Genomic DNA, 12,737 nt, shown 5'->3' on the forward strand with positions numbered 1-12,737 from the left:
CTCAAACTTCTCGCCACCCTTCTGTAATTAAACCATCAACGGCTTGTTGGACTTCCAATAACCCATGTTTTCGTGACCGGCTACAAGCCTTGGCATCGCCACCGCAAATCAGGCACGGCCGGACGGGTAAGGCGAGTCCGTGACGACTGGTTTGCGTTAAATTGCCAGCGTCCAAGGTCAACACATCCAGATCACATAATTGGGCAAAGCCAGCTTGCTGTTCAAACTGGATCAACGCCCGTTTCACTTGCGCGGCCGGCACATCCAAGACCAAGTAGAATTCAAAACCCGTTGGCCGATCAAAGCTCATCTGAACTAGGACAGCAGCGCCATATTGGTGCGTCAGACTAGTCATAATTGCTTGATACTGCTGGGTCAATTGCGGTCCCGTCTTAATCGGTCCGGGGATCCGGACTGATGACCAGACGAGCGTCGCACTTGGATGGGCTTGCAAGACGGCTAACTGCTCCGCCGCGCGCCAATCACGGGTTGCTAACATTTGTGGCAACGTGATTTCGGGACCAGTTAGATTTTGGAACGTGCTAGACATTTTTGACCACATCGATCAAACTGCCATCGCGATATTCAATTAAAGCCACTGTTTGGTCACCGTATTCGATCTTTTCAGGCACACCGGTAATCGCATAAGCTTTATCTTTTAAATCATCAATCGTCAGTTGCGGCACTTTTAAGTCTTTGAACATTTCGACTAAGTCTTGACGTGCCGGATTAATGGCAATTCCCAATTCTGTCACGACAACGTCCACACTAGAACCTGGAGTAACGACCGTCGTCACAGCGTCCACGATAGTTGGGATGCGGCCCCGGACAACCGGTGCAATCACCATACTCAACTTGCAAGCAGCACTAGTGTCAGAATGGCCACCAGACGCGCCGCGAAGCACCCCATCAGAACCAGTAATAACGTTCACGTTGAAGTCAGTATCAACTTCCAGTGCGGATAAAATGGCAATATCTAGTTGATTGATGACCGCACCCTTGCTCAGTGGTGACGCATACATATTGGCATCGATTTCGTAATGATCTGCATTTTCAGCGAGGGAGATGGCTGACGGATGATCAAAGTCTTGCACATCGATCAACTTGTCGACTAAGCCTTCTTTTTGCATTTCGACCATCGCATTGGTGATCCCGCCTAATGCAAAGCTCGCTTTAACATCTTCGTCAATCATTGTTTGGCGGAGGAAGCGACTAACCGCTAAGGCCGCACCGCCACTCCCAGTCTGGAAGGAGAAGCCGTTCTTGAAATAGCTCGATGCGGTAATCACTTTAGCGGCATATTCAGCAATCAATAATTCTTTCGGATTCTTCGTAAACCGAGTTGCGCCCTTCGCAATCCCATCTGGATCACCAATCGCATCAACTTGGACCACGTAATCAACATCCGTTTGCGGAATGCTAATCGGCGTGTTCGGATATGGCATCAAACTGTCAGTAATCGCCACAACCTGGTCGGCATACTTCGCATCAACCATCGCGTAACCTAATGACCCACAAGTCGCTTTGCCTTTAGTCCCATTGATATTACCGTATTCATCAGAACTTGGCGCGCCTAAGAAAGCCACGTCAATATGAATGTCACCGCTGGCAATGGCCCGCGCACGACCACCGTGCGACCGAATCACGACTGGATTCGCCATAATGCCACTCGAAATTGCGGCGCCAACTTTGTCTCGTAACCCACTCGACGTGATATTGGTAACCACGCCATTCTTGATATGATCAATCAACGGTGCATGCACATTTGCAATTGAGCTAGGGGCAATCGACAAGTTCTTGATCCCCATCTTGGCAATTTCGGCCAAGACCATGTTCATCACAAAGTCGCCTTCGCGGAAATGATGATGGAAGGAAATCGTCATGCCATCTTTTAAGCCAGTCTTGACGATGGCTTCATGGATACTGCCTAATAGTTTACTCTCGTTAGGTTTGATCGGTTTAATGGTTTTAGTGGCGGCCTGATAGCTGTCGATATGGGCAAATTCGCCATCATAAACGCCGTATTGGTCGGCATATTTAGCCGGAATCTCACGTTTTAATTTATTTTCAACCATCTTAGTCCACCTCCATATTAGTGGCCTTGGCTAAGGCTAAGACCCGTTCGGCCCGTTCAACAATTGGTTTATCAACCATTTGGCCGTTAACTGCAATCACACCAGACCCTTTGGCTTCGGCTTCACGAATCCCCGCCATGACTTCTTGGGCTTTTTGCACTTCTTTAACGGTTGGCGCATAAATGCCATTGATTACTGGAATCTGACGCGGATTGATGACGGACTTGCCATCAAACCCAAGTTGCTTGATCAATTCTGTTTCATGACGCAAGCCTTCCTCATTATCAACATCGGAATAAACCGTATCGATCGCTGCAATTCCGGCAGCCCGAGCGGAATGTAAGATGTAGTTACGAGCAAAGGACAATTCCGCCCCATCTGGATAACGGCGGGTCTTTTGACTCGTCACATAATCTTCAGCGCCCAGCGCAATCCCAATCATCCGGTCGGAAGCTTTGGCGATTTCACGCGCATTCAAAACGCCTTCTGCGGATTCGATGGCCGCCATCATATGGGTGGTACCGGCTGGAATATCGTATTTAGCTTCCACCGCGGTAATCACGGCATCTACGTCGATAATATCTTGCGCGGTTTCCGTCTTTGGTAACCGAATGACGTTAATGCCCCCCAGGACCATCGCTTCGATATCTTGCTTACCACCAGCATCTAAGGCGTTAACCCGCACGACCGTTTCAACTGATGAATAATCAAACGTTTTCAATGCTGAGTAAACCAAGACCCGCGCCGTATCTTTTTCTTTTAGTGAAACGGCATCTTCAAGGTCAAACATCACTGAATCGGCCCCATATAAGACGGCATCGCGTAACATTGCTGGATTCGCCCCGGGGACGAACATCATTGTTCTTCTTAAACGTTCCATGAGTTCAACGCCTCCCAATCGTAATCCGTCTTGCCTTGTAAGCGATAAGCTGCTGCAATCGTGCGGGCCTTGATCGTGCAATCTAAGGCGCCTTTATCAACAGCTTCAACGGCAATATCATTAATGCCTAATTTTTGTAAAACTTCAGTCATCAGTGCTGTAATATGCGCACCGAATTGTTTCTTAACGTTACTGTCGAGGTCAATGGTAATGCCACTGGCGTTGGGCTTTAAGGTAATCATAATGTCGCTAGATTCCATGGTCCCCACCGTGACGGTTTTAGCTGTTTGCATGTGGTTGACTCCCCTTCAAATAGTGATAACTAGTGGCTGGCACTAGTTTTTTAACGGTGTCCCAGTCATTAGCCGCGAGTGCTTGCCGCACCTTCGTGGCGCTGACGGGTTGCGCATCGACTGTCAATCGTGGGACAACAGTCAATTGCAGTTGACCAGTTAAGACTTGCGCCAACTGGTCATTGTAGACTTTGGTAACGGGCGAATAAGGCTCGTCACCGACAAACCGGTGATGAATGTCCAAGATTGGACTGATTTTACGTAAGAATAACGTGGCATCGAGTTGTGCTTGTTCTTTAGCGACCGCTAAGTCTGCCTGATCTTTCAAGAAGTACGCTGGGAACGTGGCGTTGGCTACCAAATAATGATTTGTTGGCAACACAATCACCCGCGGCTGGTCAGCAACGGCTTGTTGGACCATCTTTAACCTTGCCTGCGTATCAAATTGCGACCGGTCTTCGGAAACAACGAAGACGTAAACCACATCGCAAGTTGCTAAAGCAGTCTGGATTAGATGCAAATGGCCATTCGTAAACGGATTGGCATTCATCACAATCGCCCCTGCATTAGTACTCGTAACTTTCCGCTGATCTAATAACAATTGGTAGGCATTCAGATCCGGGTACCCGCGTTCAAGCAAGACCACGTGCGTCGTGGCGACCACGGCTTTAAATCCGAGCGCTTCGAAATACGGAGCTGTACATGGCTTGGTATAGACAAAGGCCTGTGACTGTTGCTGTTCATCTAATTGATCAAGTAACGCTTTAATTAGCGGGGCTAATAAATTTTGGTGCGTTTCCGTTGTGGCAACGGCCACGCATTTAATAATGTTCTGATAAAGCGAACCAGTCGCGACCAAGTTGTCATCATCGTATAAACCGATCGTATAATCAACTTGCTCATCCGCCATTAAGCCCGCCTGCGTCAATAGTGTTTGCCATTGTCGTTTCGCTGTCGGATTAATGTCGAACCACAGTCGTTTAAGTTGCATGCCGTCACCTCCAAAAGTGTCGTTGTTTTATTGTCGCTCCGGAAAATCTGGATTGACGCTGGAACGTGGTGGCCACGTTTGTGAGCCATAGTACGGTCTCACAAGCCGGGCTTTTACTAGTCCGGGATAGATCGCCCGGCCAAGTAAAATTTCACCACTGAGCATCAATCCAGATTTTCCTGCGCTAGCAGCTACTTAAATTTAAGTCGGCTTTAAAAGCTAACTTCTAATCTCATGACCGATTCACCAAGCTATCAACCGAATTAACGCCGGGCGGGCCGGACAATGCTCAGTGGTGTCGTTTATCTTAGTCGATGATTTTTCGACTTAGATAAAGCCCGGCTTGGAAGACCGCACTTCGGCTTCCAAACGTGGCCACCACGTTCCAGCATTGCTCCGGACCAACCAGAGTGGCAACTATTAGCTACTTATTTAGCTGGAAAGACTTTGATCAAGAGCTTGGAAATCAGGTAAATGACGAAGAGGACTAAGAACACGCCACCCATCCCAAATCCCATTAGTTCAAATGCGATTTCTAAATTATGAATCATGGTGTTAGCCTCCCTTTACATGAAGAATGATAGCAACAGGCCACCAGCGATAACTGAGCCAATCTGACCAGAAACGTTGGCACCAACGGCATACATTAAGACAAAGTTCTTTGGATCTTCTTCGGACGCCATCTTTTGGATCACCCGACTAGACATTGGGAAGGCCGAAATACCGGCGGCCCCAATCATTGGATTGATCTTTTCTTTCCGGAAGACGTTCAATAACTTGGCGAACAAGACCCCACCGATGGAATCCATAACGAAGGCCACGAGTCCAAAGGCGATAATCATTAACGTTTGTAAGTTTAAGAATTGGTCAGCCTGCAGTTTAACGGAAATCGTTAACCCTAACAGGATACTGACAATGTTAACCAATTCATTCTGCGCGGTATTGGATAAGCGGTCTAAGACCCCACATTCCCGCAGCAAGTTTCCAAACATTAAGAAACCGACCAATGGTAATGAGATTGGGGCGATAAAGCCGGCCAAAATCGTGACGATAATTGGGAAGAGAATCTTGGTTTGCTTCGAAACGCTTTCGGCTTTGTAAGTCATCCGAATTTGGCGTTCCTTCTTAGTCGTGACAGCTTTAATAGCGGCCGGTTGGATAATCGGTACCAACGCCATGTACGAATACGCCGCCACGGTAATCGGCCCCAGCAGATTCTCTGCTAACTGGTTCGAAACGAAGATGGCGGTTGGACCATCCGCGGCGCCGATAATCCCAATAGAAGCTGCTTCCTTAATATCGAAACCAAATAAGACGGCCACGATAATAACGAAGAAAATCCCAAATTGCGCCGCAGCGCCAAATAAGAGCATGAACGGATTTTGTAATAATGGTCCAAAATCAATCATCGCACCAATCCCAATAAAGATTAAAAGTGGAAACAATTCGGTCGTGATTCCGGCTTTGAAGAGGACATCCAAGACCCCTTCGGCTTTGGTGCCACCGACAGTTTGGGTTAAAACCCCGGTCCCTGGAAAGTTAACCAGAATGGACCCCAGCCCCATTGGAACTAACAGTGTTGGTTCATATTCTTTTTTGATACCCAAATACATCAAGATGCCACCAATCAGCATCATCGCGATTTGGCCTAAGGTAATTGAGGTAATCCCCTGAATTAAGGTTTCCACATGCTTACTCCTTTCAGCTGATCTTAATCAGCGCGTCACCGGCATTCACCGTGTCATTTTTATCGACAAATAATGTTTCCACAACGCCAGCTCGATTGGCAACGATTTCATTTTCCATCTTCATTGCTTCTAAGACTAATAATGGCTGGTTTTCAGTAACTTGGTCACCTGGTTTAACTAGGACTTTAATAATCGTCCCTGGCATCGGTGCATCCATCGCATCGGCCACGTCAGCGGGTGCTGCTTTCGGGGCAGACGCTGGGGTTGGTGCGGGGGTAGTTGCAGGTTGTGGCGCGGCAGTTGGTGCGGGTGCCACGGCGACTGGGGCAACTGGTTGCGCCACACCGCCGATTTCTTCCATTTCAACCAAGTATTCTTTACCATCAATGGTGATCTTAAATTTACGTAACATTAGTGCTGGTCAACTCGCTTTCTGATTGTTTTGACGACGAATTGACCGTCGCCGGTAGCTAAAGCACAACTGCTCGCAATAACGCTAACAAGCTGGGCTTCCGGATTTTGCACATAGAGCTTTTTTAACACTAACTGACTATCGGGAACCGCGGTTGCCGTCACGCTGGCAGCAATCAGACTTGGAATGAGATGGTCATGTGGATCGACTTCCAAGTACTTCGGGACGGTCACCCACGTTTCAGCTGGTTCAGCCGGCACAGTCGGTGTCACCGCCGGCTGGTCGGCCGGGGCGCTGGCCGCTTCGTGATGAAATAACGTTTGCCAAAAACTAGCCATGCGGATCACTCCTTTAATTTGTTTAGTCAGCGGCAACTGGTAAATCGCTTACAATTTAAAACTGACCACTCATTGCCGCTGAACCCTTGCTTCCATCATATAACCAAATGTTGATTCAGATTGTTCTTTTAATGTTCTATCGACATCCTATGAGTTGACCCGCAGCTTGCTTATTGGCCATTTACGCGGCTAAGCAGGTTGCGGGTCAATGGCGTTGCGTTACCGAATTAAACTCATTGTGGAATGTAGAATGGCATGTGGCCGGTCAAGAGAATCGTAACCACGAAGATGGCGAAGACGCCGAGTGCGTACTTGGCGGTTTCCTTTTGCCAAGCCCCCATGTCCAAACCAGTTAAACGTAGTAACAAGTAGATAAAGGCTACTAATGGACTGAGTAAATGGAACGCTTGACCCATCAAAGAAGCGAGCGCCATTTGCATGTTGGTAAAGCCGTATGCCCGCCCAGCTTGAGCTAAGACTGGCAAGACCCCAAAGTAGAACCCGTCGTTTGATAGGAAGAAAGTCCCAGGAGCAGAAATCGCAGCAATCACTAAGCCCCAGAAACCGGCTAATTGATGCGGGATAATTTGGGTAAAGCTTTGAGCCAAAGCCGTCGCCATCCCAGTTCCTTGGAAGAGACCCATGAAGACCCCCGCCGCGAAGACTAAGATAACCACTTGCACGGCGTCACCACCGTTAGCACCAATTCGCTTGGATTGGTCTTTGAGCTTTGGATAGTTGACCATCAACGCGATACAAGTTCCGACTAAGAAGAGCAACAATGGTGGCATTTCTAAAGCTTTGATGAATGAACCGGCAACTAACCAAGCAATCAAAACAATGGTTAAGATACCGTTGAATGCAAAGTTCTTTGGCCGACGAATCTCAGCAACATCTGGATCAGTGACTTGGGTCATCGCATCGATTTCAGCTGGTGATAATTCTTTAATACCTAAGCGTTTACGTTCTTTACGACCCATACTAGGCGCAACGATAAAGGTGACGTAAAGTAAGGCTAAGATCATCCCAGGCATCACGTAAGCTAAGATACTGGCATCAACATCTAAGACGGCCATTGCTCGTGCAGTTGGCCCACCCCATGGGAGTAAGTTCATGATCGTGTTTTGTAAGATAACCAAAACCCCTAAGTTCATCATTCGCATGTTTAACTTCTTGTAAATCGGAATAAAAGCCGAACAACAAATCAAGGTGGTAGTCGTCCCATCCCCGTTCAAGGAAACGGCCGCCGCAACGATGGCTGTGGCCATTAGGACTTTCATTGGATCACCTTTAGCGAAGAGAATCATCTTCTTGGTGATGGGATCAAATAACCCCGCGTCCAGCATAATCGAGAAATAAAGAATCGCAAATAATAGCATGATCCCGGTGTTGGCAGTGGTCTTGATCCCTTCGAGGACGAAATCACCGATTGTACCTTTTTTGGCAACGCCGGCGACCATCGCAATAATGGCGAAAACTAATGGAACCAATACTAAGGCGGTAAATGGTGATAATTTCTTCTTCATGATAATGAACATGAAGACGACAATCATGGCATATGAGATAACTGTTAGTAACATGGTTTCAACTCCTTTTATTTTTCTACAAGCAAATCATATCGGATTGAAAGCGCTTTTACTACCGTTTTTGTGCGGAAGTACACAGAAAGAACACTTTGATATTCCAGTTCACAGCAAGTTTCGTTGCGCGAAAATGTATGTACATTTAAGTCTAAAGGTGTTGTTATGATAGGCATCATTGGCGTTTTCACGTTAACGCAACCATGCACTTCCGCTAACGATCGGCCTAGGCCGCTTGCTCACTACTCAACAATGACTAAGCTTTAATCCTAACCAAAAACAATCACCAAGTCTGCTAAACTTGGTGATTGCATGATGATTGAACTTATTCAAGTTAATTCTAATTATGGCGCCGTTTCAATGTAATTCCTAAGGTTGCTAAAACTGCTGTCGTCGCTAATAAAATGGTGCCTGTTAGTGAAGGTTTGGTTTCACTCGTTTGTGGTAACGGCTTTTCCACCATCGCCTGCTTGCCAACAGTTAATTTATCGACAGCCTTTAATTGTGCTTTGGCTGGTCTAATCGTCGCCATCGCTGATTGCGTTGTTGCCGATTTATTTGTGACCATTACTGCTTGAGTTGTTGCTGCTGGTTTGATTGTTGCCGTTACTGATTTCGTCGTCACTGATTGCGTCGTCGCTGCCAAATCAATGGTAGCCATTGCTACTTGCGTCGTTGTTGCGGATTTAATCGTAGCAGCAGTCAGTTGACTTTGCTTAAGGCCAGTCTTAATGACAGATTGACCAGTCTTTTGATTAGCCGACTTGACCTTAACAACCGTCTTAACAGCTTGCTTGGTGCCATGTTTGGCCGGTGAGACGATTGGTTGATCTGGCTGGTCTACATCAGTTGGGGGCGTCACGATTCCACCATTATTCGGATGATCTGGTGTTGGCGTTGTACCGGGATCAGTCGGTGTTTCTGGATTAGTCGGTGTACTTGGATTAGTTGGTGTCTCTGGATTAGTTGGTGTACTTGGATCAGTCGGCACCTCAGGATCAGGCGTTGACGCCAACACCGTAACCGTCATTGACTTAGTCAGTTGATGGCCAAATCGATCTTGGTTCGTCACTTGCAACTGATACTTGCCGGGCACAGTGGTGTTAACCGTTCCAGTAATCGTTAATTGACTAGCTGAGATCGCTTGACCTAGCGCATTCGTCGCCAGTTTAACGAGGCTCGCTGGATCAAAGGTTGTCCCTTGAGTCACAGTTAGGGCATCCGTTAATTCCAAACTCAGCGCACTCACATTAATCGTTATGGGTTGCTTGACTGTATTTTGATATTGGTCACGATAACTGACCCACATCGTGTAAGTGCCGCCTTGCTTGAGATTAACCTGACTGACGTCGTAGCTTAACGCCGTCTTAGCTAGCGGTTGACCATCTATGCCGGTAGCAGATGTAACCGCACTAGTTGGCTCAAAGTTATCCCCAAGTAATAAGTTAACTTGTGGCACTGTTTGAATCGCAATTGGACTAGCTTTTACCGTTACCGTCAAGACTCGTTGCAACGTATTACCATAAGCATCGGTATAGCTTACCGCCACCGGATAGGTCCCTGCTTTGGCCGTATTCAATTGGCTCAAGTCAATTGTCAGGTCTGCTAGTGCTACCGCTTGCCCCGTCGCATCTTTTGCGGTGATGAGTTGAGCGGCTAGATCCAAAGGTTCGCCAACAATTAATTCAGTCGTTGGTTGCACAGTCAAGGCTAACCGACTAGAAACAACGACGATTTGAACTTGTTTCGTCAACTGATTGCCAGAGTTATCCTGATAACTGACCGTTACCGTATAAGTCCCGGCTTTTTGCGGATCAACCGTGTTATCGATAGTTAAGCCATTCGCTGTTGTCATGTCAGTCCCCATGGCAGTTACGGCGGTGGTAATGACACTTGTCGGGTCAAAGGTTGTTTTTGGTCCGGCAATTAATGGCTGGGTTGGAGCCGTTAAGTTTAACGTTGCCGTATTTTCAATCACGCGAACCGTCGTTGTCGCTGTGACCAGATTACCAACCGTATCCGTGTAATCAGCTGAGATGGTATAATCGCCAGCTTTAGTTAAATCAACTTTATCCACACCAGTAAACGTAACACCGGCAGCGTCATCAACTGATTGCCCAGCAGCATTTATCAGGTTATCGAAATAATCAGCTATTGATAATTTAGCAGTTGGTCCAATAATAATCGTTGGTGCTTTTAAATTAATCTTAGCCTGACTTTCAACCAAGGTTAAAAAACTAGTTTGTGTTAGCAAAACATCATCTGTATTGCGATAACTAAAAACAAACTTATAAACAGCAGGAATCGTATAATCATTAGTTGTTATCGGACTACCATCCGCATAACTTTCAATAACTTGTACCTGGTCCTGGCCAACAACCATGGGACTACCACTATCAATAGTCCCAGTGAGTAATTTTGGAATTACAGCTTGCATTGCCGCCAAGTTGGCTTCTGCGTCTGACCCTATAACAACAGTGACATCTTGGCCACCGATAGTCGCTTTACTTTTACGTTCAATAACATTGACATTAATTGGCGCCGAAAATTGATTACCTAGTGCGCTAGTATAGGTCAACGTTATTGGATACTGACCTAACTTAGTTTGATTAACTGAACCAGTATAACTAAACTGACTGGGGTCAAAGTTAAACACGTCTTCACCACGCGCATCTTTCAGGCTAGCAATCCCAGATATCACGCTCCAATCGGTATTCTGATAGATATTAATGTCTTGTCCCGTCAATTGGGTCCGATCGCTATAATCTTCTTGAGCAAGATAGGTCTCAGCAGTACCTGTAGCGCCTTTCCGATAAAAATCATCAAGCTCTTGATACGTTAAAACTTCACTCGTGCGCGCATTAACCCATTTACCCGTATATGGGTATGTCGTAACTTGACCGATATTGTTATACCAAGAGAAGTCCTCAGAAATAAATTTAAATGTCGGACTGACCTTTAACTCAACCAGATCAAAAGTATTACCTTGACCTGACGCATACCCCATCATTTCACTATTGTCAGTTACCTTTGTCATGTTCCAAGTGCTTAAGTCAAGATATGTCACACCTGAGAATTCGAACATAGATGCCATAATCGTCGCACTTATAGGCGTCCAAGAACTAACATCTATATTCTTCAATGCCGTTGTGCCATAAAAAGCTCGCCAGAACGTAGTTACCTTGCTAACGTTCCACTTACTAACATCCACATTTGCTAACTTCTCTGAGTTCTCAAAGAGTTCCGACATATATTCGACTTTACTTGTATTCCAGTTAGTTGCATTAACTGTAACCAAATCACTTGATCTTAAAAACGTCCCATCCATATTAGCTAAGTTATCGGTATGCCAGTCATTGACTTCGATATCAGTTACACCGGTCGTATAGGAAAATAGTTTCGACATATCGGTAACGCTATGGACATCCCATCCATTCAGATTAACGACATCATCTAGCTTCGAACCAAAAAACATAGAATTCAAACTAGTAGCCTGACTAACATCAACTTGATTCAGGCCGGTGACCCCATTACTCAAATATGAAAACAAGCCCACACCATTCAGGCCAGTAACCACTAACTTTCCAGTCACTGCCATCGACTTAATATCATCACGATTCAATTTTTGGAGAGCGTTGTCTGCATCGGTATACGTAAAGTCGGGACTACCAAGCGTGCCACCGCCTAAGGTTAACGCCCCGTTACTAGCATCAAATGACCAGGCAACGTCACCATTAACGCCTTTAATAGCCGTTGATACCGCAGTATCGCGTAATAAAGCACTACGACTAAGTTGTCTGGGGGCTTGGCTGGTGACCATTGCCTTAGCAACTTGACTAGTTTGACCGGTAGTCGCCGTTGATGCAGCCTGTTCAACAGTCAATTGTTTTGTATTATTATCCTTAGCACTCATCACGGCTGAGCTTGCAGGTGCCACATCACTTGATTGATCTTTCGGTACTACACTGGCCACTGCTTGACTCGACTGACTAGTCGCACTTTGACTGTTACCATCAGTTTGACTTTGAGCTGCTGAACTAGCTCCTGATGTTACCGACTGAGATTCAGTTGCGCCAGATTGAGATTGCTGACTACTGGCGGCCGAACTAGCAGCTTCCGAACTATTGGCAGTGCTATCAGTACTGGTCGTAGCCGACTCCGCCTGACTGTAATTAGATTGTGTCGATGCTGGTGTGGCTGACAACTTGACACTGTTACCCTCACCACTAGTAGTTGCCGCTGCCACCTGAGTCGTGGCAGTTGCCGGCTTAGCAGTCGTCCCAGCTGTATCCGCCTGGGCAGTCGTTGTATTCCCAATCTGCCAAGTTAATAACGTTAGACCTGCAAAGACCCAGAAACGTCCCTGTTTGTACATCTTATAATGCAATTTTGATCCCATTTTTTTTGCCATTCTAAGAACCCCTCATCATTCAAACAGTAGCTTTAACTTATAATGTTCGTATAGTTAACCCATAAACTC

11 protein-coding genes are annotated in these 12,737 nt (G+C 46.4%); all 11 read right to left on the reverse strand.

What is annotated here, in order from left to right:
* Position 1 precedes the first annotated feature (1 nt).
* Positions 2-550, reverse strand: coding sequence for a citrate lyase holo-[acyl-carrier protein] synthase (citX, locus tag FFM77_RS00330; protein ID WP_171001519.1), 549 nt, complete (start codon positions 548-550; stop codon positions 2-4).
* Entirely contained in the window at positions 543-2,075 is a 1,533-nt protein-coding gene (gene citF / locus FFM77_RS00335; RefSeq protein WP_137633756.1) for a citrate lyase subunit alpha, read from the reverse strand. Before citF ends, citX begins: the two co-directional genes overlap by 8 nt.
* 1 nt (position 2,076) lies before the next feature.
* Complete coding sequence (gene citE / locus FFM77_RS00340) at positions 2,077-2,955, reverse strand: citrate (pro-3S)-lyase subunit beta (protein WP_137633757.1); 879 nt, start codon at positions 2,953-2,955, stop codon at positions 2,077-2,079.
* Positions 2,943-3,248, reverse strand: a complete 306-nt coding sequence (gene citD, locus FFM77_RS00345) for a citrate lyase acyl carrier protein (RefSeq protein ID WP_137633758.1) — start codon at positions 3,246-3,248, stop codon at positions 2,943-2,945. The genes citE and citD overlap by 13 nt, the downstream gene beginning before the upstream one ends.
* Positions 3,235-4,239 (reverse strand): [citrate (pro-3S)-lyase] ligase, encoded by a 1,005-nt coding sequence (gene citC, locus FFM77_RS00350; RefSeq protein ID WP_137633759.1) that lies wholly within the window; start codon positions 4,237-4,239, stop codon positions 3,235-3,237. Before citC ends, citD begins: the two co-directional genes overlap by 14 nt.
* Before the next feature lie 428 nt (positions 4,240-4,667).
* Positions 4,668-4,790, reverse strand: a complete 123-nt coding sequence (locus tag FFM77_RS14110; RefSeq protein WP_137633760.1) for an OadG family protein — start codon at positions 4,788-4,790, stop codon at positions 4,668-4,670.
* Positions 4,791-4,805: 15 nt separating this feature from the next.
* Positions 4,806-5,927: a sodium ion-translocating decarboxylase subunit beta gene (locus FFM77_RS00360; protein ID WP_137633761.1), complete on the reverse strand. Its 1,122-nt coding sequence runs from the start codon at positions 5,925-5,927 to the stop codon at positions 4,806-4,808.
* A 13-nt stretch (positions 5,928-5,940) separates the two neighbouring features.
* On the reverse strand, positions 5,941-6,339 hold the full coding sequence (locus tag FFM77_RS00365; protein WP_137633762.1) for an acetyl-CoA carboxylase biotin carboxyl carrier protein subunit: 399 nt from the start codon (positions 6,337-6,339) through the stop codon (positions 5,941-5,943).
* Positions 6,339-6,677 carry a hypothetical protein gene (locus FFM77_RS00370; RefSeq protein ID WP_137633763.1) on the reverse strand — a complete coding sequence of 113 codons (339 nt, stop codon included), beginning with the start codon at positions 6,675-6,677 and terminating at the stop codon, positions 6,339-6,341. The genes FFM77_RS00365 and FFM77_RS00370 overlap by 1 nt, the downstream gene beginning before the upstream one ends.
* A 233-nt stretch (positions 6,678-6,910) precedes the next feature.
* The gene (locus FFM77_RS00375) at positions 6,911-8,257 is read right to left on the reverse strand and encodes a CitMHS family transporter (RefSeq protein ID WP_137633764.1); all 1,347 of its coding nucleotides are present in this window, start codon (positions 8,255-8,257) and stop codon (positions 6,911-6,913) included.
* 340 nt (positions 8,258-8,597) lie between these two features.
* A complete protein-coding gene (locus tag FFM77_RS00380; protein ID WP_137633765.1) occupies positions 8,598-12,668 on the reverse strand; it encodes a bacterial Ig-like domain-containing protein in 4,071 nt (1,356 codons plus the stop codon).
* Positions 12,669-12,737 lie beyond the last annotated feature (69 nt).

Origin of the sequence: Lactiplantibacillus songbeiensis (genome assembly GCF_005405125.1) — a bacterium.
GTDB lineage: Bacteria > Bacillota > Bacilli > Lactobacillales > Lactobacillaceae > Lactiplantibacillus > Lactiplantibacillus songbeiensis.

Bases quoted from the DNA above. Each gene is read 5' to 3' on its own strand.
- citX (WP_171001519.1), bottom strand. From the start codon at position 550: ATGTCTAGCACGTTCCAAAATCTAACTGGTCCCGAAATCACGTTGCCA.
- citF (WP_137633756.1), bottom strand. From the start codon at position 2,075: ATGGTTGAAAATAAATTAAAACGTGAGATTCCGGCTAAATATGCCGAC.
- citE (WP_137633757.1), bottom strand. From the start codon at position 2,955: ATGGAACGTTTAAGAAGAACAATGATGTTCGTCCCCGGGGCGAATCCA.
- citD (WP_137633758.1), bottom strand. From the start codon at position 3,248: ATGCAAACAGCTAAAACCGTCACGGTGGGGACCATGGAATCTAGCGAC.
- citC (WP_137633759.1), bottom strand. From the start codon at position 4,239: ATGCAACTTAAACGACTGTGGTTCGACATTAATCCGACAGCGAAACGA.
- FFM77_RS14110 (WP_137633760.1), bottom strand. From the start codon at position 4,790: ATGATTCATAATTTAGAAATCGCATTTGAACTAATGGGATTTGGGATG.
- FFM77_RS00365 (WP_137633762.1), bottom strand. From the start codon at position 6,339: ATGTTACGTAAATTTAAGATCACCATTGATGGTAAAGAATACTTGGTT.
- FFM77_RS00370 (WP_137633763.1), bottom strand. From the start codon at position 6,677: ATGGCTAGTTTTTGGCAAACGTTATTTCATCACGAAGCGGCCAGCGCC.
- FFM77_RS00375 (WP_137633764.1), bottom strand. From the start codon at position 8,257: ATGTTACTAACAGTTATCTCATATGCCATGATTGTCGTCTTCATGTTC.
- FFM77_RS00380 (WP_137633765.1), bottom strand. From the start codon at position 12,668: ATGGCAAAAAAAATGGGATCAAAATTGCATTATAAGATGTACAAACAG.